General features: G+C 61.2%; 21 protein-coding genes and 1 tRNA gene. 9 read left to right on the top strand and 13 right to left on the bottom strand.

Annotation, left to right across the window (positions count from 1 at the left end; translation table 11 throughout):
* Nucleotides 1-78: 78 nt before the first annotated feature.
* From HY795_14945 to HY795_14915, 7 genes are all read right to left on the bottom strand, one after another.
* Nucleotides 79-759 (bottom strand): beta-lactamase family protein, encoded by a 681-nt coding sequence (locus HY795_14945; GenBank protein MBI4806524.1) that lies wholly within the window; start codon nt 757-759, stop codon nt 79-81.
* A 190-nt stretch (nt 760-949) separates the two neighbouring features.
* Entirely contained in the window at nt 950-1,684 is a 735-nt protein-coding gene (locus HY795_14940) for an FAD-dependent thymidylate synthase (protein ID MBI4806523.1), read from the bottom strand.
* Nucleotides 1,685-1,815: 131 nt separating this feature from the next.
* Nucleotides 1,816-2,778, bottom strand: a complete 963-nt coding sequence (gene ruvB / locus HY795_14935) for a Holliday junction branch migration DNA helicase RuvB (GenBank protein ID MBI4806522.1) — start codon at nt 2,776-2,778, stop codon at nt 1,816-1,818.
* On the bottom strand, nt 2,775-3,383 hold the full coding sequence (gene ruvA / locus HY795_14930; GenBank protein MBI4806521.1) for a Holliday junction branch migration protein RuvA: 609 nt from the start codon (nt 3,381-3,383) through the stop codon (nt 2,775-2,777). The genes ruvB and ruvA overlap by 4 nt, the downstream gene beginning before the upstream one ends.
* A complete protein-coding gene (ruvC, locus tag HY795_14925) occupies nt 3,380-3,880 on the bottom strand; it encodes a crossover junction endodeoxyribonuclease RuvC (protein MBI4806520.1) in 501 nt (166 codons plus the stop codon). Before ruvC ends, ruvA begins: the two co-directional genes overlap by 4 nt.
* 145 nt (nt 3,881-4,025) lie before the next feature.
* Nucleotides 4,026-4,772, bottom strand: a complete 747-nt coding sequence (locus tag HY795_14920) for a YebC/PmpR family DNA-binding transcriptional regulator (protein ID MBI4806519.1) — start codon at nt 4,770-4,772, stop codon at nt 4,026-4,028.
* A gap of 20 nt (nt 4,773-4,792) precedes the next feature.
* Nucleotides 4,793-5,383, bottom strand: coding sequence for an RlmE family RNA methyltransferase (locus HY795_14915; GenBank protein ID MBI4806518.1), 591 nt, complete (start codon nt 5,381-5,383; stop codon nt 4,793-4,795).
* 40 nt (nt 5,384-5,423) lie between these two features.
* Between HY795_14915 and HY795_14910 the strand changes: the two genes are divergently transcribed.
* Nucleotides 5,424-6,893 (top strand): glycosyltransferase, encoded by a 1,470-nt coding sequence (locus HY795_14910; GenBank protein MBI4806517.1) that lies wholly within the window; start codon nt 5,424-5,426, stop codon nt 6,891-6,893.
* Between the two features lie 38 nt (nt 6,894-6,931).
* A tRNA-Ala gene (locus HY795_14905) sits at nt 6,932-7,007 on the top strand.
* A gap of 78 nt (nt 7,008-7,085) precedes the next feature.
* Here HY795_14905 and HY795_14900 read toward each other — a convergent pair.
* From HY795_14900 to HY795_14890, 3 genes are read right to left on the bottom strand one after another with little or no spacing between them, the layout of a single operon-like run.
* The gene (locus tag HY795_14900) at nt 7,086-7,652 is read right to left on the bottom strand and encodes a hypothetical protein (GenBank protein MBI4806516.1); all 567 of its coding nucleotides are present in this window, start codon (nt 7,650-7,652) and stop codon (nt 7,086-7,088) included.
* Between the two features lie 32 nt (nt 7,653-7,684).
* Nucleotides 7,685-9,835: an aldehyde ferredoxin oxidoreductase gene (locus HY795_14895; protein MBI4806515.1), complete on the bottom strand. Its 2,151-nt coding sequence runs from the start codon at nt 9,833-9,835 to the stop codon at nt 7,685-7,687.
* 21 nt (nt 9,836-9,856) lie between these two features.
* The gene (locus HY795_14890) at nt 9,857-10,615 is read right to left on the bottom strand and encodes a 4Fe-4S dicluster domain-containing protein (GenBank protein MBI4806514.1); all 759 of its coding nucleotides are present in this window, start codon (nt 10,613-10,615) and stop codon (nt 9,857-9,859) included.
* 116 nt (nt 10,616-10,731) lie between these two features.
* Between HY795_14890 and fdhD the strand changes: the two genes are divergently transcribed.
* The 3 genes from fdhD to HY795_14875 all read left to right on the top strand — a co-directional run bounded on the left by fdhD (nt 10,732) and on the right by HY795_14875 (nt 15,159).
* Nucleotides 10,732-11,535, top strand: a complete 804-nt coding sequence (gene fdhD, locus HY795_14885; protein ID MBI4806513.1) for a formate dehydrogenase accessory sulfurtransferase FdhD — start codon at nt 10,732-10,734, stop codon at nt 11,533-11,535.
* A 214-nt stretch (nt 11,536-11,749) separates the two neighbouring features.
* Entirely contained in the window at nt 11,750-12,433 is a 684-nt protein-coding gene (locus HY795_14880; GenBank protein ID MBI4806512.1) for a cyclase family protein, read from the top strand.
* Nucleotides 12,430-15,159, top strand: a complete 2,730-nt coding sequence (locus tag HY795_14875) for a glucosidase (GenBank protein MBI4806511.1) — start codon at nt 12,430-12,432, stop codon at nt 15,157-15,159. Before HY795_14880 ends, HY795_14875 begins: the two co-directional genes overlap by 4 nt.
* Nucleotides 15,160-15,181: 22 nt before the next feature.
* Here the strand turns inward: HY795_14875 and HY795_14870 are convergent, their stop codons facing one another.
* Entirely contained in the window at nt 15,182-18,055 is a 2,874-nt protein-coding gene (locus tag HY795_14870) for a PAS domain S-box protein (GenBank protein ID MBI4806510.1), read from the bottom strand.
* A gap of 356 nt (nt 18,056-18,411) precedes the next feature.
* On the opposite strand from HY795_14870, the gene HY795_14865 reads away from it, so the two are divergent.
* Entirely contained in the window at nt 18,412-19,185 is a 774-nt protein-coding gene (locus HY795_14865) for a LuxR family transcriptional regulator (protein ID MBI4806509.1), read from the top strand.
* Here the strand turns inward: HY795_14865 and HY795_14860 are convergent.
* Nucleotides 19,106-19,849, bottom strand: coding sequence for a GNAT family N-acetyltransferase (locus tag HY795_14860; protein MBI4806508.1), 744 nt, complete (start codon nt 19,847-19,849; stop codon nt 19,106-19,108). The genes HY795_14865 and HY795_14860 overlap by 80 nt on opposite strands.
* A gap of 180 nt (nt 19,850-20,029) precedes the next feature.
* Between HY795_14860 and HY795_14855 the strand changes: the two genes are divergently transcribed.
* The 3 genes from HY795_14855 to HY795_14845 all read left to right on the top strand — a co-directional run bounded on the left by HY795_14855 (nt 20,030) and on the right by HY795_14845 (nt 22,906).
* Nucleotides 20,030-20,254, top strand: a complete 225-nt coding sequence (locus HY795_14855; protein ID MBI4806507.1) for a hypothetical protein — start codon at nt 20,030-20,032, stop codon at nt 20,252-20,254.
* Between the two features lie 324 nt (nt 20,255-20,578).
* The gene (locus tag HY795_14850) at nt 20,579-22,543 is read left to right on the top strand and encodes a response regulator (protein MBI4806506.1); all 1,965 of its coding nucleotides are present in this window, start codon (nt 20,579-20,581) and stop codon (nt 22,541-22,543) included.
* A 69-nt stretch (nt 22,544-22,612) separates the two neighbouring features.
* Nucleotides 22,613-22,906: a hypothetical protein gene (locus HY795_14845; protein ID MBI4806505.1), complete on the top strand. Its 294-nt coding sequence runs from the start codon at nt 22,613-22,615 to the stop codon at nt 22,904-22,906.
* Here the strand turns inward: HY795_14845 and HY795_14840 are convergent.
* Nucleotides 22,887-23,567, bottom strand: a complete 681-nt coding sequence (locus tag HY795_14840) for a TVP38/TMEM64 family protein (protein MBI4806504.1) — start codon at nt 23,565-23,567, stop codon at nt 22,887-22,889. The genes HY795_14845 and HY795_14840 overlap by 20 nt on opposite strands.
* Between the last annotated feature and the right edge of the window lie 26 nt (nt 23,568-23,593).

Raw genomic sequence — 23,593 nt, 5'->3', positions numbered from 1 at the left:
AGGCCTTTTCGGTTCCGAACCGGCGCTGGAATGTAATCAGGTCCATATCGTGGTAAGGTTTGGCCATGGCGAGCCTCCTCAACAGTCTAGATTCTTTCTATAAAGTATGGAAATTGCGGAGCGAAGGCAATAGCCACGTTCCGCAAACGGTTTGCCAGCGGCACGCTCCATGGCTCTTTGGACCAACAGGGTCCCCCCCCCGGAGTAGGCGAAGCCCTTTCCCGGTTCGCCAACGATTGCCACCTCGGGTGTGGCGGAAGGCGACTGGCCGGACAGCACCTGATCCAGGGAGGGAAGCAGACCGTCCGGGGCATACCCGGGGAAACCCGGCACGGAAAAGCCTGCGCTGTGGTTCAGCAACCGGGCCATGGTGACGCCTGGCGCCCCGGCTTGCGCGTCCAGGTCGAGCTTTTTGTCCGAGGCCATGCGCAGTGCCGTGAGGGCCGTGATCGTCTTGCTGATGGAGGCGGCCTGAAAGAGGGTTCTGGCCGTGACATCCGCTCCGAAGCCGTCGGCCCAGTCAAGCTGGCAGCCGTCCACCACCGCCACGGCCACGGCCGGGACCTTCAGGTCCTCCATGCGTTGCTGGATGGTGGCCTTTTCCCAGCCCACAGGCCCTAGCAGCCCCCGCTCCACGCTCTGCTTGCGCGCTGCGCCGAGGACGCCATCCGGATCGTCCGACTCCTCCCCTCCGGCCAGGCAGCCGACCGGGGACAAGCAGATAAGAATAAATAGAAATAAATAAAGATGGGGCCGCATAGACCCTGTGTGAACCAGAGGCAGCTTCAGGTCAAGACCAGTTAGGCTCCAGGCAGCCTGTTGAAAAATTCCCCCTGGCGGCGTTGCCGCACAAAAGTCAAACCTTCGCGTATGTCAAATACGCTTCAGCCTTGACTTTTGTCAGCGCCTTGCCAGCTGGTTTTTTGAACAGGCTTAAGAAAATCGACTTTTACAAGGGGTTGTTAGGCAGCGGATATTTGCCGCAGGTGAATTTTTCGCCTTCGGGACAGTAGCCCAGGCGTTCGCACTTGGCCCCGGCAACGTTAAAGACCTCGGGCAGGGAAGCGCGGCACAGCGAGAGCATCTTGTCAGACAGGGCGCGTATCTCCCATTGGGCGCGCATGCAGGAGCGGTGTTCGAAGAAGTTAAAGAGTGACCGGCAGTTCATGGTGGCCACGATGCGGGTCTCGGCGGCCTGGGGGAGCACGAAGCGAGCGTCCTCCTTGGCCTTGTCCTTGCGCCCGTGTTGTTCAAGAATTTCTTTGAGATCCCGGTAGGTGGCCCCCACCTCTTCCATGAAGGCCTCGAAGCGGGCCTTGGCCTCGGGGATCTTCTTGATGGCTGGCGGGAGGATATAATCAAAGGCGGAGGCGTCGACATAGCGCTGGGACTGCTGCGAGTAGCTGGCGATGCGGTGGCGCACCAGCTGGTGGGTGAGCGCCCGGGACACGCCCTCGATGGCGAAGGTGAAGCTCACGTGCTCGATGGGGCTCACGTGCCCGGATTCCAGAATCTTGGCCACGAACTCGGCCTGCTTTTCGCGCGATATTTCCCCGGCCAGTAGCCTGGGCCACATGTCCGCCACGAAACCGGCGTGGTAGCACTGGCGGAAGGCGGCGTAGATGAGCGAAAGCGGTTCCGGGGTATAGGCCAGAAGGGCCACGTCGAGGTGTTTTGCGGGCATTGTCTCGCCTGTGCCCCGCCGCACAGGCGGGTTTAAGGGTGATTCTCCTGATTTGCCGCTTCGGCTATATGGGATTCCAAAGGGACGAAGTCCCTTTGGCCGCCGGAGGCATCTTCCTCTTCCAAGCGTCTTCAGCCCAGCGCGTGCGTCTTCAGGTGCTGGTAGGCCTTGGCCGTGGCCACCCGCCCGCGCGATGTCCGCTTAATGAGGCCGCACTGGATCAAATACGGCTCGTAGATGTCCTCCAGGGTCCGCACTTCCTCGGAGCAGGCCACGGCCAGGGTCTTCACCCCGACGGGGCCTCCGCCGAACTGGTCCACCAGGCAGGAGAGTATCTTGCGGTCCATCTGGTCCAGGCCGTGCGGGTCCACGTCCATGCGCCCAAGGGCCACGCGGGAGAGTTCCTCGTCGATGACCTCGATGGAGGACACCACGGCGAAGTCGCGCACCCGCCGCAAAAGTCGCCCGGCGATGCGGGGCGTGCCCCGCGAACGCTTGCCGATCTCCAGGGCCGCCTCCGGGGTGAGCTTGACGCCAAGTATCTTGGCGGCCCGGGTGACGATGGTGGCCAGTTCCTTGGGCGAGTAGAAATCCAGGCGGAAGATCACGCCGAAGCGGTCGCGCAGGGGTGAGGTGAGAAGTCCGATGCGGGTGGTGGCCCCCACCAGGGTGAAGGGCTCGAGATCAATTTTCACCGTGCGCGCGCCGGGCCCCTGGCCGATGATGAGGTCCAGCTTGAAGTCCTCCATGGCCGGATAGAGGATCTCCTCAACGGCCGGAGGCATGCGGTGGATTTCGTCGATGAAGAGGATGTCGTGGCTGCCAAGATTGGTGAGAATGGCGGCCAGATCGCCGCCACGTTCCAGCACCGGGCCCGAGGTGGAGATGAGGTTCACCCCCAGTTCCGAGGACATTATCTGGGCCAGGGTGGTCTTTCCCAGACCCGGCGGGCCGTAGAAAAGGGTGTGGTCCAGGGACTTGCCCCGCTCGGTTGCCGAAGAGAGATAGACCTGCAGATTGGAGCGCAGGTCGTCCTGGCCGATGAAATCAGCCAGGCGGTTGGGGCGTATGGTGTCTTCTACGGGCTTGGTCATGCTTTGGAGGCCGCGATCTTTTTCAAGCAGGCGCGTATGGCCTGGGCCACGTCCAGGTCCGGTTCGGCCTCCAGGGCCTCGCGCAGGATGGGACCGGCCTGGGAATCCGTATAGCCCAAGTTGACCAGGGCCGCCAGGGCGTCGCGGAACACGGACCCGGCCGGGGTCTGCCCGGACACGGCCTGGGGCGAGGCGGAGATGTCAGCCAGGGCGTACTTGAGTTCCAGGATCATGCGCTGGGCGCTCTTCTTGCCAATGCCGGGCACCTGGGACAGGGCCGCGACGTCCTCGCGCGCGGCAATGGAGGCCAGGTCCGCCACCGAGTAGCAGGAAAGCATGGAAAGCGCGGTCTTGGGGCCTAATTTGGGAACCTCGATGAGCGAGCGGAAGGCCCGGCGCTCCTCGCCTGAAGCGAAGCCGAAGAGGCGGGTGCCGTCTTCGCCGGTCTGGGCGTGCACGTACAGGGAGGTCTCTTCGCCCTTGCCCGGGAGGTTGGCAGCCGTGGGCGTGGACACGCTCAGTTCATAGCCGACACCCGAGGCCGTGAGGACCAGGCAGCTCTTTTCGGATTTCTCCAGGAGTTCACCGCGAAGATAGGCGATCATGGCTCCCCTGAGAGGCGCTTCACGCGCCTCTGGTTCAAGTGGCACACGGCCACGGCGAGCGCGTCCGAAGCGTCTGCGGCCAGCGGTTTTCGGCATCCGAGCACCTGTGCGACCATGAAGGCCACCTGCGACTTTTCAGCCCGGCCCACGCCCACCAGGCTTTTTTTCACCACGGTGGGCTCGTAGGCATGAACTCTCAGCCCGGCAACGGCGCAGCATGCCATGGCCGCGCCCCGGGCCTGCCCAAGCTTAAGCGCCGAGGAGACGTTCTTGGAGACGAACACATCCTCCATGGCCGCCTCGTCCGGCTTGTGGCTGGCCAGGAGCTTGGCCAGCTCCTCGAATATGGCCCCCAGGCGCAGGTCCATGTGGCCCAGGCGCTCCACCCGGATGACCCCGGCGTCAACCAGGGACAGCACTCCGGACTGTTCGCGGACGATGCCCCAGCCGGTGTTGCGCGAGCCGGGGTCCAGGCCAAGCACCACCACGGAGGCCATGTCAGGCCTCCACTCCGTTCATTACCATCACCATGCGCCTGCCGCCCTTGCTCGAAAGCAAGAAGGGATTCCAAAGGGCGCCGCCCTTTGGCCGCCGGAGGCTTCCCCCCTGGCATTCCTGCAGCAGCACGGCATGATCCGGCCCCTAGCCCAGCTCAGCCAGCAAGGCCTCGGGCAGTTCGAAGTTGGAATGGGTCCGCTGCACGTCGTCGTAGTCGTCCAGGGCGTCCAGGAGCTTTAAAAGCTTGCGGCCGGTCTCCACGTCCACGTCCACGGTGTTTTTGGGCACCATGGTGATCTCGGCGGACAGAAGCTCCATTCCGGCGTCCTCCAGGGCCTGGCGCACGGCGTCGAAGTCCTCGGGAGCGGTGTTTATCTCCCAGGTGTCGCCCTCGCCCAGCACGTCGTCGGCTCCGGCCTCAAGGGCGGCCTCCATCACCTGGTCCTCGGCGTACTTGGCCTTGTCGAGCTCGATGACGCCCTTCTTGTCGAACATCCAGCCCACGCACCCGGCCTCGCCCAGCTGGCCGCCGTTCTTGCTCATGATGGAGCGGATGTCGGCCACGGTGCGGTTGCGGTTGTCCGTGGCCGCCTCGATCAAGATGGCCACCCCGGCCTGACCGTAGCCCTCGTAGGTGATCTCGTCGATGTTGCCGCCGGCCAGCTCGCCCGTGCCCTTCTTGATGGCCGTGTCGATCTTGTCCTTGGGCAGGTTCACGGCCTTGGCCGCGGCAATGGCCGAGCGCAGGCGGGCGTTGATGCCCGGATCGCCTCCGCCGGACTTGGCCGCGAGCATCAGCTCCTTGGTGACCTTGGTGAAAACCTTGCCTTTCTTGGCGTCCTGGGCGCCCTTGCGCACCTGGATGTTCTTCCATTTCGAATGTCCAGCCATCTCTCCTCCGGATATGTCTATCAGCCCCGGTAACCGAGGCCTACGATGAACAGCTCGAAGCTCTCCGATCGGGAGCTTTTGGGTTTAGCGGTCTTGACCTTTTCAAAGGCCCCGCGCATGGAGTCCATGAACGGCTTCACATCCGGGCCCATGAACACTTTGGCGATGAAGTGGCCGCCCTGTATCAGGCAAGTCCCGGCCAGGGCAAGGGCCTGCTCGACAAGCTCCAGGGAACGGGCCTGGTCGGTCAGGCGGTTGCCCGTGGTGTTGGGGGCCATGTCGCTTATAACCAGATGAAAGGGTTTCATGGAATCAAGAAGCGCCGTGAACTCCGGCCCGGGTTCCAGGGCGTCGCACACCAGGAAGGTGACGTTCTCGGGAAAGGCGGTGTCCGTGGGGTTTCTGTCCACACCCACCACCCGTCCCGTGGGGCCGACCTTCTGGGCCGCATAAAGGGTCCAGGAACCTGGAGTGGCGCCAAGGTCCAGCACCTTCTGGCCGGGTTTTATAAGCTTGAAGCTCGCGTCCAGCTCCTGAAGCTTGTATACGGAACGGGCCGGGTAGTTCTCCTGCTTGGCGCGTTTGAAATAATGATCGTGCAGTTTTTTCATGGCCCCTCCGGCCCGGACCTGTAGCAAAGGCCGCGTGCACATGCCAGCCCTCCCCAGGCGGCTTCGCCTGAAAGACGAACTGGGCGTTACAAAAACGCTCACCAGCGGCCACGAGACCGTGAGGACGTCATCAAGCCGGAACTGGCTGGTGCTGGGGCTCGGGCCGGACCCGCAGGCCATGGCCCAGGGCTTGGCGCCGGACGCCGTGGTCAGCTACCTGGAGTGCCCCACTTTTTTCGACCAGGCCGGAGCCGACTGGCAGGCCGACATACCGGCCAACTGGCAACGGGTGTATACCTTTGATCCGCTAAGCGACCAGAACGTTCTCATGTATCAGGCTGCCATGCACCTGTTTCCCGGATTCTGGGGCCCGGTGGGAGCGGCCTTTGCCCTGCCTACCCCCGCCAAGCGCGACGGTTCTGGAGCAAAAACGGCTCTTATCCCACTGGTGCGCTCACGCCTTATCGCCTCGGAGGCCGCCCAGGCGCTCCAGGAAGAGGGGTTTCTGGTCCAGCCTGTGGCAGTAAACGGCCTGGTTCCAACCCTTGAGCAGAGCCAGCCCGAAATCTTTCTCTCCATCAACTTCGCGGGCCTCGATTCCTACGGAGCGGCGTATTCGCTGCTCGCCCGCGCCGAAGTGCCCGTGGCGGTCTGGTGCGTGGACAACCCCTTCCACTCCCTCTCGGGAGTAAAGAGCGGGTACTGGAAGGATGTCCACATCTTCGTCACGGACAGCTGGTTCGTGGAGCCCCTCAAGCGCCACGGCGCCAGGCACGTCCACCACCTGCCCCTGGCTGCCAACCAGGAGTTCTTCAAGGCCACCCCAAGCAGGCCGGATCTGGCTGACAAGCTTCTTTTCGTTGGCCGAAGCGCCTTTCCCGGCAAGAGCGACTTTTTCGCTGGCCTTACCGTGCAGGAGGACGCCTGGGCCGAGGCGCACACCATGCTCGCACGCGGTGAACGCCCGGATTTCGGATGGTGGGCCGCACGGTTGGGCATCGATTCGTTCTGGCCCGGCAGGCAGGCCCGCAGGGCCGGGTTCGCGGCGGAGGAGTCCGGCCTGGCTTGGCGGTCCATGGTGATACAAGAGGCTTCCAAGGCCGGAAACCTGGCCGTCTGCGGAGACGATGACTGGCGCAAGCACGTGGACGCCACGTACACCCTGCTCCCATCCGTGGACTACTACGGTCCCCTGGCCTCCATGTACGCATCGGCGAGGTATGTTGTGGGAGCCACCAGCCCCCTTCTGCCGCACGGGCTCACCCAGCGCCATTTCGACGTCTGGGCCGCTGGGGGCTGCCTTCTCACCGACGACACGCCGGGCCTGGGCATTTTCCCCGAGGAGCTGACCAAGCCGATCACGTTCAAGAGAGCCTCGGATATTGCAGTGGTGGCCAAGAATTGCGGCCCGGAACGGGACGGGCTCATCGGGCAGTGGCGGGAGCTCATCGCCAGGGAGCATACCTATGCCCAAAGAATACGCACCATCCTGGAGCGCATATCCCCTTGACCACCAGCGGCTAAGTGCCTAATGTGCGCGTCTCTTACGGGGGCGTAGCTCAGCTGGGAGAGCGCAGCGTTCGCAACGCTGAGGTCGTGAGTTCGATCCTCATCGCCTCCACCAAAGATTACAGGGCCTTACGGCGGAAGTCGTAAGGCCCTGAACTTTTTGGGATATGCGGCCGCGGGAAAGGCCTACAACTTACGGATTCATCACCAAAGTCTCAGCCCGCTCCGCGAGAAACGTCGCGTACCCCCGGTCCATGTGACGTGTTGAGAACAGATACACCGCTCCCGTGGACGCGGTGGTGAAGGTGATATCCTTACACTCCGGCCTCACAGCTATGGTTTTCAGGGCCGACTCTATCTCTTCAGGGGTTAGCCCGAAGGGCGGCGCCTCGAAAAGCTCCACCGGCACGGGTCGGGGGTAGTCCCGGCAGTTGGCCCTGATCTCTTCGGCCATGAGCGCCATCGGGGAGCCTTTGCGGTCCAGGATGAGGGCGTAGGTGCGGCTGAGAATGTCCGGGGCGTGGTAGAGGGTCTGGCCGGAGAGCCCCGTGAACGAAGCGATTCCGGGATTAGCCGACAGGGCCGCAGCGACCTCCTGCGGCAGTTCGGGAGCACGTTCAGCCTCCCCCCCCGCCATCATCGCCAGCACTTCGTCCAGCGTCACCAGCCGCACTTCCCGGCTGGCCTTGCAAACCGCCTCAACCGCGGCCTGCGCCAACGCCGCTTCCTGGGCGGCCTGAGCTGACCCGGAGTCCGTCACGCCCTGGGACAACGTGGCGTCTTGCCTGGGCTTCATCCCTTGCTCCCCGGGGTTCCCCCTGTGCTGCCCCCAGTGCTGCCGGGAGTGAGCTTGGCGGCCTGCAGCCCCTTGCCCACATCGGCAAGCCCAAGCCTGGCGTAGCTCTCCATGGTGGGCGCGCCCAGAGCCTTGTCCCAGCCCATGACCTCGTAAAATAAATCCATGGCCCGGGCGATGTCGGCCTGTTCCATGCGGATGGTGCCCTTGGTGAAGGGGGGCGTGTCACCCTTGTCGTGGTAGACCCATTCAGGCACCAGGTCGTGCGCCGCGCGCATGTCCGCCCGGCCCATGTCCCTTATGGTCAGGGCCCGGTGCAGGGTGAAGATGCGCTCGCCAATCAGGTCGAGCTCAGCCCGGTCCGTCTTCCTGCCCGTGGCCAGGCTATAGAACTTCGATTCCAGGCTGTCGTCGCCCGAGTAGCCCCGTTCCTTGAGGGGCGACGCCACCCAGGGCCCCATCCAGTTGCACAGACCAAGCGAGTCGTGCAGTTCCTTGCGCACCAGGGACCATCTGGCCCGCCTGGCCTTGGCCGCGTTCATGGGGGTGTAGTTGCCGGCCGCGTCCACGGCGTCGGCAGACCCCCAGATGTCCTCGGCCAGTTTCTTCTGCACCGCCAGGGGCAGGCCGTTTCGCACGAAGTTGCAGTGGGAATGGCACTGGGAGTCGCGGTTGTACTGGGTGTTTATGATCACCCCGCACTGGCCGTCGTCCTCGTTGGCGTGGTGCTTGGGGTGGCCCATCTTCCAGTAGAGGCTCGCATGGTCCTTGGTCCAGGACTCTTCGGGAACACCCCACTTGGAGAAGATGCCCCCCGTGCCCAGGCTCAGCACGTGGCCCAGCTCCCCCTTTCGCTCCGCGATGCGGGGGATGATGTCGAACAGGAAATCCGGATCGCCGGCCTCATACTTGTCCCAGGGGATGGAGGCGTATTCGTCCGAGCCGATCTTGGTTTTGAGAAGTCCGTCGTGATAAAGCTTCATCAGATCGCGCTGCAACTGGCCGTAGTTGCACCACAGCCCCAGGTCGTCAGCCAGGTGCATGCCCACCATGCAGGCTTCCAGGGCGGTCTGGCCCTTCAGGCCGCCGGGGAGCTTCTTAAAAAAGCTGCGCCCGAACAGAAGGCCGGTGCAGGTGTTCTGCCCCATTTCCTTGATGCCGTACTTGGCGGCCACCGAGGGCACCTTGACGATGGTATGGCAGCGGATGGGGCAGGCCGTGCAGCCGTTGCCGCGAACCGTGTGCTTCCAGGCGTTGTCGCCTAAAAAGAAGGCCGCGCTGTTGGTCCGGAAGGCGATGCGGTTAAGATCGTAGATGTTGCCGGTTATTTCGATGGGCGGTTCGGCCGCGCCCCAGCGTTTGCCCGGCTCGCCCACCCAGCGGGAACCCGGATTGTAGTACTCGGATTGGGGGGTGGGAAAGCTCGGCACCACGTGCTGGTTGTTGGCGCCGAGAATGGAAAGGTGGAACTTGACCAGCTTCTCCCACTCCGATTTGTCCCCCGCGATATGCACCGCGCCGCTTCCCTGCACCCCGATGGCCTTCAGATTCTTGGACCCCATCACCCCACCCACGCCGCCAGCGGAATGCGACACGGAATTGGCCACTATGGCCATGGGGGCAAGCTTCTCCCCGGCCTGGCCGATGGCCGCCACCGCGCAGTCCGCGCCCATTTCCTGGCTGATCTCCAGGGTGGCCCGTCGGATGCCCGAACCCCAGAGACGGGAGGCATCGCGGATCTCCACCCGGGAATTGCGGATGAAAAGCCATACAGGCCTGTCCGCCCGGCCTTCTATTATAATGCCGTCATACCCCGCGTATTTGAGCTTGGCCGCGAACTGCCCGCCCATGTGCCCCGAGCCAACAAGAGCTTTCGGCCAGACCGTGGGGAAAATGGTGGTCACGGCCGTTCGCCCGTTGCAGGGCACGCCCGTTCCGGCCAGCACGCCCGTGGCGAAGACCAGCTTGTTGGCCGGGTCGAATGGGCCGGTTCCGGCCGGGACCTCGTCCCAGAGCACCCGGTACCCCATGCCCGTGCCGCCGAGCATGTCCCCGTATTTCTCCACAGTATCCTGGGTGCTGATCTTTCCCGTGGAAAGATCCACCCGCAGCACCTTCCCGGCAAAGCCTCCGGTGGCAGCGGCCATAATGGGCTCCTTGAATAAACCTTACTTTGCGGCCGGATTTCTTCCGGACGGAACATGGCACTCGGCGCAGGCCTTGGCCTTGTTGGCCGGAATGAGGGACAAAAGCACCCCGCCCTTTTCCCCCTCCCGGGTGAGATCGCGCCAAGGGACATACCGTAGCGCTTCGGCCGGGCAGGCTTCCACGCACTTGGGCTTGCCGTTGCACAAAAAACACTTGGAGGATTTCTGGCGCTGTTCGTCAAAGGAGATAACGTTCCAGGGGCAGGCCCGCTGGCACATGCGGCAGCCCACGCAGGCAGCGGCGTTCACCACCCTGGCCCCGGTTTTGGGGTCGTCCGTGATGGCGTCCTGGGGGCAGGCCGTGGCGCAGGGTACCGGATGGGGGCATTGGCGGCACACGCCCTGGACCACCAACCCGTTGCCCCAGGAGCCCTGCATGCGCGGGCCTCCCGTCGGGCCTTCAGGGCCGAAATACAGCGAGCGGTCGATCTTGATGCGCGAAAGGGTGGGCTGGGCGCGGCCGTCGTTAAACTCCGTACAGGCCAGTTCGCAGCGCTGGCAGCCCACGCAGCGGGTGGGGTCGGCCAGCAGCATCCCCTTGGCGTTGTCCAGGATAACCAGCGGAGCATCCGCCCCGAACGCCTCGCATAACCCCAGAGCGGTGATGCCCCCCACGGCGCAGGCCGAAAACATGAGAAAGCCCCGGCGCGACAGCGCTGCCTCAAGGCCCGCCGCTTCGGCCGCCAGCTCGATGAGTTCAGGGTGTATGCCTCGTTTCATGTTCCCTCCCGCCGGGCAGGCCCTTGGCGCTCCCCGGCCTTGGCGCGCCGGAAAAATGATTATAACTGGTACTCCAAGACCTTGTGCACTTCAATCGCCAACCGCAAGCGGAAAATATGGACCCCAATATCGCCTTCGCCATCCAGGAATATCGAGAAGGGACGCTGCGCACCACCCGGGTGAACGCCATCCGGGAGATTCCCCTGCGCATCGTGGTCAACGGCCGGGATGTGGTCTCCATGCAGTGCACGGGCATTGAGCCCAGGTTCCTGGTGGCGGGGTATCTGTTCAGCTGCGGCCTGATCGAGACCGCGCAGGACATCACGGCCATGGATGTTACGGAAGACGGCCCAGGTATCACAGGTATCGAGGTACGAGTGGAGATAAGGGGAACCCCGGCCAGGCTTCTCGGCATGAGCCTCACCTCCGGCATGGGCAGGGACCTTCTGGCGCAAGCTGAGACGGAGACACCGGAGGGCAAACCCGGCCTGGCCCGCATCCCCTTGCCGGCCGAACCGTATCTGCGCCCGGAAAAAATACTGGACTTGGTACGCGAGCTCCACGCCCGGTCCACCCTCTACCGCCTGACCCGGGGCTGCCACAATTCGTCGCTGTGCACGGCGGAAGACATGCTTCTCTTCCGCTCGGACATCGGCAGGCACAACGCCATAGACACCATCGTGGGCCAATGTTTGCTGGAGAACATCGGTTTGCGGGACAAAATGATCGTGTCCACCGGGCGCATCGCCTCGGAGATCGTGCACAAGGCCGTGCGGGCCGGAATCGGGGTGTACGTGTCCGTAGCCGTGGCCACCAGCCAGGCCGTGGAAACCGCCAGGCGCTATGATCTGACGCTCATCGGCAACGCCACCGAGGACACATTCTGGGTGTACAACGACCCCGGCCGTCTGTTTTCCTAGCATTGGCTCCAGCCGCGAAGGCACCGCGTTCCGCCCGCACTATTTGGCCTGACACCCAGGTGTTCGGCCTGATATAGTTGATTTTTCGCAATTGCTGTTGCCCAATCCGGCCATCCCGAAGTATCATGTTCCTGAAACGGCATGATCGGCTTTGACGCGTCCGGCCTTGAAGGTCCCGCGCGGAGCAGATGCCGTTACGGCCCTGCCAACCATCATGGAGTACACCCGGATGGTCTCACCCTGGATAGACATCTCCGTGCCGCTTCGCACAGGCATGGTCCACTGGCCGGGCGATCCCCCCACCCGGATAAACCGCGTGCAGGACCTGACGCGCGGCGATGTCTGCACGGTGTCGCGCATCGACATGTGCGCCCACGCTGGCACCCACATGGACGCACCCGCCCACTTCATTCAAGGCGGCACCGCCATCGACAACATGCCGGTTGATACGGGCATCGGCCCCGCCCGGGTGATCGCCATCCAGGATTCACAATCCATCACCGCCCAGGAGCTGACCGGACACCGCATCAGGAAGGGCGAGCGTCTTCTCTTCAAGACCCGCAATTCTGGACGCTGCTGGGAAACCGACGATTTCTCCCCAGATTTCGTTTCCATAACCCCCGAGGCTGCCGCCTATCTCGCCTCGCGCAAGGTGAAGCTGGTGGGCGTGGATTCTCTCTCAGCCGGCAGTGCCCAGCCTGACGGGGACGAAACCCACCGGATACTCCTTTGGGCCGGGGTGTGGATCGTCGAAGGGCTTAACTTGTCGAAGGTGGAGCCGGGGCCCGTGCACCTTCTCTGCCTGCCCCTGAAGCTGGAGGGGGCCGAAGGGGCGCCAGCCAGGGCGATACTGCGCCAGGTCACCCGGGTCACCCGTCGAGGACGGAGCACGCGATGAACGCAGAAGAGAAAAGACTCCATGAGGACAGGAAAAAGAAGGCCCAGTGGAAGCTCTGGGGCCCCTACGTAAGCGAGAGGCAATGGGGCACGGTCCGCGAAGACTACAGCGACTCTGGCGACGCCTGGAACTCCTTCACCCACGACCATGCCCGTTCCCGCGCCTACCGCAACGGAGAGGACGGGCTGGCGGGAATAAGCGACGACCGCCAGATTCTCTGCTTCGCCCTGGCCCTGTGGAACGGGAAGGACCCCATAATAAAGGAGAGGCTTTTCGGACTGGCCAATGAGGAGGGCAACCACGGGGAGGACGTGAAGGAGTACTATTTCTACTTAGACAGCACGCCTACCCATTCCTACATGAAGTACCTCTATAAGTACCCTCAAGAGGCCTACCCGTATTCGGACCTGGTCCAGACCAACAAGGCCCGCTCCCGCCACGAAAAAGAATATGAGCTGTTGGACACCGGAGTCTTTAAGGACAATCGCTATTTCGACGTCTTCGTGGAATACGCCAAGGCCGCCCCGGATGACATCCTCGTCAGGATCAGCGTGTGCAATCGCGGCCCGGACCCGGCCCCTCTTCATGTGCTCCCCACCCTCTGGTTCCGCAACACCTGGTCCTGGCCGGACGGCGGCCCCAAGCCGGAACTTCGCGGCCTGGAAACCGGGAGTGGCAGGGCCATCCTGGCCAGGCATCCGGACCCCGCCATTCACGCGTCGCTGCCTGATTGCATCCTGCGCTGCGACGGTTCATGCGATCTTCTCTTCACCGAAAACGAGACGAACAACGAACGCATTTTCAAGACCCCCAACGCCTCACCGTACGTGAAGGACGGCGTGAACAACTATTTGGTGCACGGCGACGCGGGGGCGGTGAATCCGCAACAGACCGGAACCAAGGCCTGCGCCAATTATACGCTCGAGGTGGCCCCCGGGCAGGAAATCGTTTTGCGCCTGCGCCTTTCCCGCGCGCCGGATCCGGCTGACAGTAAAGCCTGCGAAAACGCCTTCGGGAACGGATTCGACAGCGTTTTCGCGCAAAGGATTCTGGAGGCGGACGAATTCTACCAGGCATTGACCCCGGACACGGTGGGCGCGGACGCGGCCATGGTCATGCGCCAGGCCCTGGCCGGAATGATGTGGAGCAAGCAGTACTACCATTTCGACGTGGACACGTGGCTCAAGGAGCACCAGGCCCACCCGCTCCACGGACCAAACCACTACTGCCGCAACAGCGAGTGGTTCCACATGGTCAACGACCACGTCATCTCCATGCCGGACAAATGGGAATACCCCTGGTACGCCGCCTGGGACCTGGCCTTTCATTCCGTGGCCCTGGCCCTGGTGGACACGGATTTCGCCAAGGACCAGCTCTCGCTCATGCTTCGGTCGGACTATATGCACCCGAGCGGCCAGGTGCCCGCCTACGAGTGGAACTTCAGCGACGTGAACCCCCCGGTGCATGCCTGGGCCACGCTCTTCTTGTACCGCACGGAGCAGTCCATGCGCGGCAAGGGCGACCTGGAGTTCCTCAAGCGTTCCTTCGCCAAGCTGATGCTCAACTTCACCTGGTGGGTGAACCGCAAGGACCGTTTCGGCAAGAACGTCTTCGAGGGCGGCTTTTTGGGTCTGGACAACATCGGCGTTTTCGACCGCAGCAAGGGCCTGCCCTCCGGCGGGGTCCTGGAGCAGGCCGACGGCACGGCCTGGATGGCCCTTTTCTGCCAGAACATGATCGAGATGAGCCTGGAACTGGCCGCCCACGACCCCACCTACGAGGAACTGAACCACAAGTTTCTGGAACACTTCGTGTGGATCGCTTCTGGAATGAACCGTCTGGGCCACGACGGCATGTGGGACGAGGAAGACGGCTTCTATTACGACGTCTTACGGCTTCCGGACGGGAGCGCCCATCGCCTGAAAGTCCGCTCCATGGTGGGCCTGTTGCCCTTGTGCGCCACCACCATCATCGAAAAGGGGCAGCGCGAGCGGGTGCCGCTTGTGAACGCCATGATCGACCAGCGTTTGAAAAAAATGCCTGAACTGCGCAGGAGCATGCACCCCATCGGCCCGGACCACAGAGGGGTCGGCGGCCGGGACATCCTGGCCCTGGTGAACGAAGAGAGGCTTCGCCGGATACTGGCCCGCGTGCTGGATGAGAATGAGTTCTTGAGCCCCTTCGGCATACGCTCCCTTTCGCGCCAGCACCTGGAGCATCCGTTCGTTTTTCGGGTCCAGGGAGAGGAACACCAGGTGGGCTACGTTCCAGGCGAGTCGGACAGCGGAATGTTCGGAGGCAACTCCAACTGGCGCGGCCCCATATGGATGCCGGTCAATCAGCTCATCATCCGGTCGCTCCTGCAATACTACCGCTACTACGGGGATTCGTTTCTGATCGAATGCCCCACCGGGTCCGGCAAAATGATGAACCTCTTTGACGTGAGCCAGGAGATATCAAATCGCCTGGCCCGGATATTTCTGCGCGACGAGTCCGGAAAGCGCCCGGTTTTCGGGGACATGGACATCTTTCAGACTGACCCCCACTGGCGCGACCATCTTCTCTTCTTCGAATATTTTCACGCAGACAATGGAGCGGGCCTTGGTGCGAGCCACCAGACGGGCTGGACAGGAGCGGTGGCAAAACAGCTCCAGCTCTTCGGTTTCGCGGACTCCAAGCGGGTGATTGATGCCGACGGAAGCGTTGTTTTCGTAAAAAAGAAGTGATCTTTTTGGGCTGACGCTCTTTCTATTTGGTTTCTTCTTCAAGAATCTTAAGCACTCTGGCCGCGGCATCCTCGAGTTCACGAAGCAGCGCGCCGGCCCCCTCCAGCATCCCCTCGCGCCCTGTCCGCTCCAGACGCATAGCGCACTGGCGCACAAAGCTTGCCCCCACCACGCCAGAGGCCCCCTTGAGGGTATGCGCGGCCCGGACCAGGAGGTGCTTGTCCCCGGCCTTGAGCGCTCCGCGCATTTCATCCAGCCGCTTCGCCACCTCGCGACCGAAAACTTCCACGAGCTCGCGCAGCATCCCGGGCTTGTCGGCATAATGGTCCCTGATCCACTTCCGGTCCAGGTCGGGAACGCGCTCCGCAGGTTCGCTGTTCTTTCCCGACGCATTGGCGCGTACCAGGCATCTCCCGTTCGCTACCTGATCGAGAACCCGCAAGAGCTCTTCGATATCCACCGGCTTTGGCGTGTAGCCGTTCATGCCTGCGGCAAGAAACCGTTCCCGGTCGCCTTTCAGGGCGTGGGCGGTCATGGCCACGATGGGAATGTTCGGATCATATCGGCCCGCGCTTGACTGGCGAATGACCCGGGTGGCCTGCACGCCGTCCATCTCTGGCATTGAGATGTCCATGAGGATGACGTCGTATTCTCCGGAGGCAAGCATTTCGAGCACGACCTTTCCATTGCAGGCCGTTGCCACCGTGTGCCCCGCCTCCTGCAAAAAAGACAGGGCAAACATCTGGTTCATTGTGTCGTCTTCAGCCAGCAGGATTCTCAAGGGCTTTCGCACGGGCTTTCCCGGGCATGCGTCTGGAGCCGCCTCGCCATCCGCGGCGCTCTCACCCGCCACAATGAGGACGGCTGAAAAGGAAAATGTCGAGCCGCTGCCAGGCGTGCTCTCCGCCCGGATCTCCCCGCCCATCATGCCAACGATCTTCTTGGATATGGCAAGCCCGAGACCCGTGCCGCCAAAGCGTTTCGTGGTTGACGAATCGGCCTGGGTGAAGCTGTCGAAGATCATGTCCAGTTTGTCTTCGGCGATTCCGATACCCGTATCGCGGACACGAAAGACCAGCCTGACCAGCTGACCTTCAGTTGGTTCGCCTGATGGCGCTTCATCCGGTTCAACCTCGACGCCAAGCGACACCTCGCCCGCGGGCGTGAATTTCAATGCGTTGCCAAGGAGGTTGACCAGAACCTGCCTGAGCCGTCCCTGGTCTCCGCTAAGGAAGTCGGGGACGGAATCGTCTACCGTGAGCTTCAGTTCAATCTTTTTCTTCTGGGCCTGGGCGGTGAAGCTCATCATGATTTTATCGAGCAGGTCCCGCAGGACGAAATCTTCCGTTTCCAGCTCGAGGCGCCCCGCCTCTATCTTGGAAAAGTCGAGAATATCGTTGATTATCTGCATCAACGCGTCGCCTGCGTCCAACACCCCCTCGAGGAACTCCCGCTGCTCTCCGGAAAGGTCCCGCCGGAGCACCAGCTTGGTGAGCCCCAGCATGGCGTTCATGGGGGTCCGTATCTCATGGCTCATGTTGGCCATGAATTCGCTCTTGGCGTTGCTGGCCGCCTCGGCAGCCTCTTTGGCCCGTAAGAGTTCCTCCTCCATTTGCCTGCGGTCGGTGATGTCCGCGATCAGGCCGTCGTAGGCCACCACCTTGCCGGCATCATCGCGCCTGGCCACCAGCGTGTTCGAAATCCAGCGAATACTGCCGTTCTTGTGGATGATCCGGTGCTCAAGGGGGAAGTACTGGTAGCCCGCAATGGCCTGACGGGAGTGTTCCAGAACGTTCGGGCTGTCATCGGGATGAACCATCTTGTGCCAGAGGTCCGGATCGGCGGCATAATCGTTCGACGTGTAGCCCGTGACAGCCTCGCATCCGGGTCCATGGTCGGTTGAAACCACTTGGCCGTCCTCGACCATGACCGTGTAGATGTAATTGGTCACCGAACCGAGAAGACGGCGATAGCGGGCTTCGCTTTCGCGCAAGGCCCCTTCGGCTTTTTTGCGCTCCGTAATGTCGCGATTGCTTCCGCGAATCCCCAGATATTCCCCATTGCCGCCGAAAATGGACTGGCTGCATTGTTCGATGAAACGCACTTCACCGTTTGGCCGCACTATCCTGAAAAGCAGCCCCTCCGATGTTTGCACCCCGCATGACTGCTGGTGACGATGGGCCAGGTACGTCGGGAGATCGTCGGGATGGATGATGCGCTCCAAAAGACTTGGATCGACCACGAATTCCGAGGACTCGCGGCCTGTGATGCGGCGGCAGGAAGGCGACTGGTACAGGGACTTTCCGTCTGGATCATGCCAGAACTCCCAGTCGTAGGTGTTCTCCGCCACGATGCGGTAGGTTTCCTCGCTCTTCCTGAGGGCTTCCTCCATGTTCTTGCGGCTGGTGATATCCTCGTAGGTGCCCAGCACGCCCCTGATTCTTCCCGAAGCGTCGCGCATCGGGACCTTGCTGGTACGCAGCCACAACGTGTTGCCGTCGGGCCCGGTCTGGGGTTCCTCATAGCCAAGCTTAGGCTGGCCGCTCTCGATCACCTCCCGGTCGTCGGCGCGGTATGCCTCGGCCTGATCCTCCCAAACCATTTCGAAATCGTTTTTGCCGACTATGTCTTCAGGGGAATTGAGCCCCGCATCGGAAGCGAAGGGTTTGTTGCACCCGAGATACTTGAGATCGAGATCCTTCCAGAAGACCCTGACAGGTATCGCGTCGAGGACTTGCAGCAGCATCTGATGAGACTCATGCATGACGCTCTGCTCCGCTTCGCCAGGCGCCGCGTGGGGGGATGAACCGGAAAGCGCCTCCTGGAGCTGGGCGTTTCCAAGGCGCGCCACGGCAAGCTCCGCGAGCAGTTCCAGCTTGGTCTTGTCAGCGTCCACGCCCTTTTCACCTCGGGTTAAATTGCGGCACGCCAGCCGGATGCGTGCAAGATGAGCTCATTAACACTAACCCGATAAAACTCTTCGCGCAATCGTGTTCGCGCCAACGTTTGCTCCTCTCGTGGCAATACCGGGAGCCATGCGCATGACCAGCCGAGAGCACAAGGGATGATCCCACGGCTTCAAGGCCCGAGCCTATCAATTAATATAGGTTAATAGAAAAACGGAGAGAAATATCATTCTTGACCTCAAAGGGTTCATAGGGCAACTAAAATAGAATAAACGTTTAACAGTGAGTCCTAACCCACGCGGGCTTGTCTCCGTGCGTTTTTTCGCGAGGACTCCGCACCACCGGCATGCCCCACTCCAAACACGCCGATCCTCTCTCCTTGCTCTCGGGCGGCCAGGCCCTGTCTCTCCTGGAGCTCGCCCAAAAATGTCTCTACTGCACAACGTACCAGGATTACCTGGAGATCTTTGAACAGCTGAAAAACGTTCTCCCCTTTGACGCGGCCACCTCCGGCCTGGCCAAGCTCGACCAGGACAGCAACATCGTTCACTACGAGCTGGCCAACATCAGTTATCCCGACGAGTGGATGAAAACGTATCAGGAGAAGGAATTCAACAAGGTGGATGTGATCGTGGGAGAACACTTCACGAAATTCTCGCCGCAGTTCTGGGCGAATACATACAAGAAGACCCCTCCGGCCAAGGAATTCATCCACCTGGCCGGTGATTTCGGCCTGGTCGACGGGTACACCTTCGGGGCGCGTCCGTTCGGGGTGTGCAAAAAGGCCAGTCTCTTTTCTTTCTCAGGCCGCTTCTCGAAATTCGATAAAAACATCATAGCGGTGTTGCAAATCATCATCCCCCATCTGCATCTGGCCGCATACAACACCATCTCGGCACTCAAAACAGTCCGGAACAGAGACGTCCTTTCCCACAGGGAAAAAGAGGTGCTTGGTTGGCTCAAGGACGGAAAAAGCTCCTGGGACATCTCCGCCATACTGGGGATAAGCGAGCGGACCGTGAACTTCCATGTCTACAACATCATGAAAAAGCTCGAAGTCGTGAACCGGGCTCAAGCGGTCGCAGTGGCAACCCACCTTGGAATGCTTGAGATTGACTGAACCAAGACACCAGCTCCGGCCTCTTTCTCCGGTTTATCTCTTCGAACTCTCTCCAATCCATTATGGCAGCCACAGCCACCACGCCATCCGGCATCCGGGTCGGCTTGCCCACAAGCGAGCACGGAAAGCCAAGCATGCTGAGCAGCCTGTACACCCTGTGCTCCACCACCAGATAGAGGTGGCGCACCCCAAAACGAACGCACCACTGATATACTAAACGATACAACAGCATCGACACGCTCACCATTCCTATCGGCGAATCGATTCTTGTTCCGCGCTCGCCACTGCTCACGCAAAGCCTTGATACTTCACATGTATCACTTGTTTTTACTATTTCATGATCACTGGACACGAGGCAGGAGAACTCCTTCTCAAGCATGAACCGATAGCTCGGCATGACAAGACGGAGATAGGACAATAACTCGTGATTCCTGTACACTCCGAAGTGTTCGGCGTGTTCATCGTACGAGTCGACCTCCCTGCCATCGGAGGCCTTCGGGACCCAACCGAGTTCTCCGGAAAACACTTCGTGCCTCAAGCGGTAAGCCTGTTCGACTTCATTCTGATAAACAATATTTTTTGCAGTTATATCACAATCTAGTACTATATCCCGTTTTTTATAGTATATTTGATTTTTAGTTACACATTTCCTGGCGATTTCCATGTGAAAAACTCCTTTTTCACATGGCCTAGATGTGCCCCACAAAATATTGAACTGTAATTTTTTACAGTCGCCGCCATCAACTGAAAAAAATAACAGGTTAAACTTACGGCACAGGAAGACGTAGAAAGATGCATCCTGACTTTTCCCGTTTCACTGGGATCCTCATGGGGGAGGTGTGCAATGAAAAGTTGTGACTCTTGCTGGTTCGCCCCGAAGTGGTCCTCGAGCGACCCTGAAGAAAAGGGTGTCTGTCGCTGGTCCGAGCTGTTCGATGGACCGCTCCCCGCGTCTTGGTGCCCCTGGATTGTGGGGGACAACCTCAAACAGGCCATCAATCGATGCCTTGTCCCGGTCAAACGGACCGACGGCAAGGAATGTGGGCGGTTCATGCCCACTACGGTGTAGCTTTAGCCGTGAATGCGTTACTGGTTTTCTCTCTGCGACAACCAGCCGTTCCATTCGACGCATGGTACGCATGACGCCTCTTGCCGCAAGCATGCTCACGTGTTCAACGCACTGGAAAGCCCCATTCCCTGGGGCTTTCCTTTTTTACCATCGCACTGCATCCCCCCACTCTCCCCGCAAGCCGCAACACGTTGGGACGCACAAGAAATATGGCTGTAACCTCCCGTTTTCCGTTGACATCCTGAAACAAAGTGCCGCAGTGTTTTTTCCACTTACATCGCGTCGAACGAAGTGGCCTCGCTAATGTGTACAAAGCAGGCGAATATGCTTTCTCCCTTTCAGAGCTTCCCTGTCGAATTCGAAGCCCTTGCCCAAAAAGCTCCAGTCTCCATCATGTTCATCGACAGCTCAGGCGTTGTCTCTTTTGTCAACGACTGGCACCTGGAGCATTTTGCCAGGGGGCTGCACGAAAGAAGTTATTTTCTCGGCAAATCCTTCTTCTCTCTTCCTGGAATCGTGTCCTCCGGGGTGGGTGATGCCATCAAACCGGTTCTGACCGGACAGGACGTTCTTCTCGAAAGAGTGTTCACGGCGGAGTTCAGCGGCGGTCAATCCGGGTATCAAACCATCCGGGCCGTTGGCGTGCGCTCGGGCAGCAATACCGGCGGCGCGGTCATCATCCGCGAGGATGTAACCCGCTGGGTGGAGATGGAACGGCATGCCCGCGAAGAACGCGTCCGGTTAAGAGCCCTTCTCAACGCCACGCAGGATTCGGCTGTCCTCATGGACGCGAACGGAAGACTTCTGGCCCTGAACGACGAAGCGGCCAGGCGGCGCGGGAAAAGCGTCGACGAGCTTCTGGGCAAAAGCATCTACAGGAACATGGACCCGGAAGCCGCCCAGTTCCGCCGGGCCATGGCCGAGAAGGTGCTCCTTTGCGGCAAGCCTGTGGAGTACGAAGAGCAGACGGGCGAGCGGACCTATTGGGTAAGCATCTATCCCCTCCCCGATGCGGCGGGTCGCACCGAGTATCTCGGATCATTCTCCAGGGACATCACCGAACGCAAGCACCTGGAGCGGGCCCTCATCCAGGCCAAGCAACGAGCCGAAGCATCCTTCGTGGCAAAAACCCAGTTTTTGGCCAACATCAGCCACGAGCTCCGCACGCCTCTGAACGGCATCCTCGGAGCGGCCCAACTGGCCGCGGACGATAGCCTGCCGGAGGAGCAGCGCGAACTCTGGAGCATCGTCAGCGAATCCGGGGAGCGGCTCCTGCGGTCCATCAATTCCCTTCTGGACCTGGCGGACATCACGTCCCACGCCCTGCAGCCGGCCATGCGCCCCTTCTCTCCCAAAAAGACCGTCTTGTCGGTCGTCGACAATTTCGAGCTTCAGGCGCGTCTCAAGGGCATATCGCTCAAGGCCGGCATCTCGCCGGACGTACCCGATGTTCTGACCGGCGACGAATTCCGCCTGCGCCAGATTCTCACCAATCTTCTTTCCAATGCGCTCCAATGCACACAGGAAGGTGAGGTACGGGTAAAGGTGGATGTCTTGCACAAAGCTTCCCAGGACAGCCGGGCGGCCGGCCCAATCACCTGCATCGGGGGCATACGCCTTGTTTTTTCAGTGGAGGACACCGGCATAGGCATCGCTCCTGAAAAACTCCCCTGCATATTCGAAAGCTTCTCCCTCACTGAAGACGCCCTTACCAAAACCCACAGCGGCGCGGGAGTCGGCCTGGCCATCGCCCGCAGCCTGGTGGAGCTCTTGGGGGGAAAAATCTGGGCGGAAAGCACTCCGGGTGCCGGGAGCACGTTCTCTTTCACCGCCTGCTTCTGGCCCGACGCGGACACGGCCGAAGGTGAACCGGGCCATGCGGCCAACATCGCGGAGGCGAACGGCATCCGGGTTCTCATCGTGGAGGACGAACACATCAACATGGCCACGGCATCGCTTATGCTCACCCGTCAGGGATACGCCGTGACCGGAGCCCAGGATGGCAGGGAAGGCTTGCGGGCGCTGAAGAACGGAAGCTTCGACGTTGTGCTCATGGACATTCAGATGCCTGTGATGGACGGCATCACAGCCACCAGGATGATACGGGGGGGCGAACTCCCCGGAGTGGACCGGCGTATCCCGATCATCGCCCTTACCGCGTACACCACGCAGAAGGACAGAACCCGCTTTCTCAAGGAAGGCATGGACGGATTCATTCCCAAACCTTTCAATGCCGACGATCTGACCGAAGCCATCGGCAAGGCGCTGATAGCCAGGGCAACCCTTTGAAATAGAGGGTTCTCTTTTCTTCCAATCCGTGCGAAATCATTCGGCATCCAGCCCCAGCAAGGAGCCGTTATGCCCCATCCGGACCAAAACCAGCAGGTCCAACTGCAAATCCCAGCCGACCTCGACTGCGTCTACCGCGACTTCTTCACCATCTTCGCGGGTCCCGACGACGTCATCCTCGAATTCGGCAACGTGAACCGCAGCGTCGCCAACCAAGTGAAGATCGCCGACCGCATCGCCATGACGCCCGCCAACGCCCTGCGGCTGCGTGAAGCGCTCGACAGGACCATCCTGGAAATGCAGCGCCGCGTATCCGCGTCGCGCACCGCGCAAGACGCGGGGTTCAACGGCGGAACAGCTTGAGCGCCAGGCGGGCAACCCAGGGAAACACCGCCAGCAGGGCCAGCGAGCCAAGAAGCTCCAGGGAGAGGACGTCGCGCACGTTGTCTATTCGGCCGAGTTCGGTCCCCGCGTTCACGAATACCGCCGTCCCGGGCAGCATCCCAATCTGCGACACCCAGTAGAAGGTGCGCAGCGGCATGGAAGTGAGCCCCATGCACACATTGATCAAGAAAAACGGCACCACGGGCACGAGCCTTAATGAAAACAGATACCATGCGCCCTCCTTGGCCAAACCAGCGTCGATCTTCCCCAGAACATTGGCGAAGCGGGACCTGACCGATTCCCGGAGCACATAGCGCGACAGGGCGCAGGCCAACGTGGCCCCAAGGCTCGACGCGAAGGACACGGTCACCAGCCCGGCCCAGAATCCGAACACCGCGCTGCCCGCCATGCTCAGCACCGCCGCCCCGGGCAGATTGAGCGCCGTGGCCGCAATGTAAAAAAGAAAATACCCGCCCAGCATAAGCACCGGGCGCTCTGAATAAAGAACCTGAAGAGCGTTTCGCGACCCCTTGAGCGACTCCAGGTTCAGATAACGCGGGCCATCCAGCACGAAAAACAGCGCCACGGCAGCCGCCACAACGGCAACCACCAAAGCTTTCCTTATCGTTTTTCCCGACATCTATTGCTCCTGGCCAGCCACCGGAC

It is taken from the genome of Desulfovibrio sp. (assembly GCA_016208105.1).
Classification (GTDB): domain Bacteria; phylum Desulfobacterota; class Desulfovibrionia; order Desulfovibrionales; family Desulfovibrionaceae; genus Fundidesulfovibrio.
Note: the sequence above shows the minus strand (reverse complement) of the source record. Positions and strands in the feature narration are given on the sequence as shown.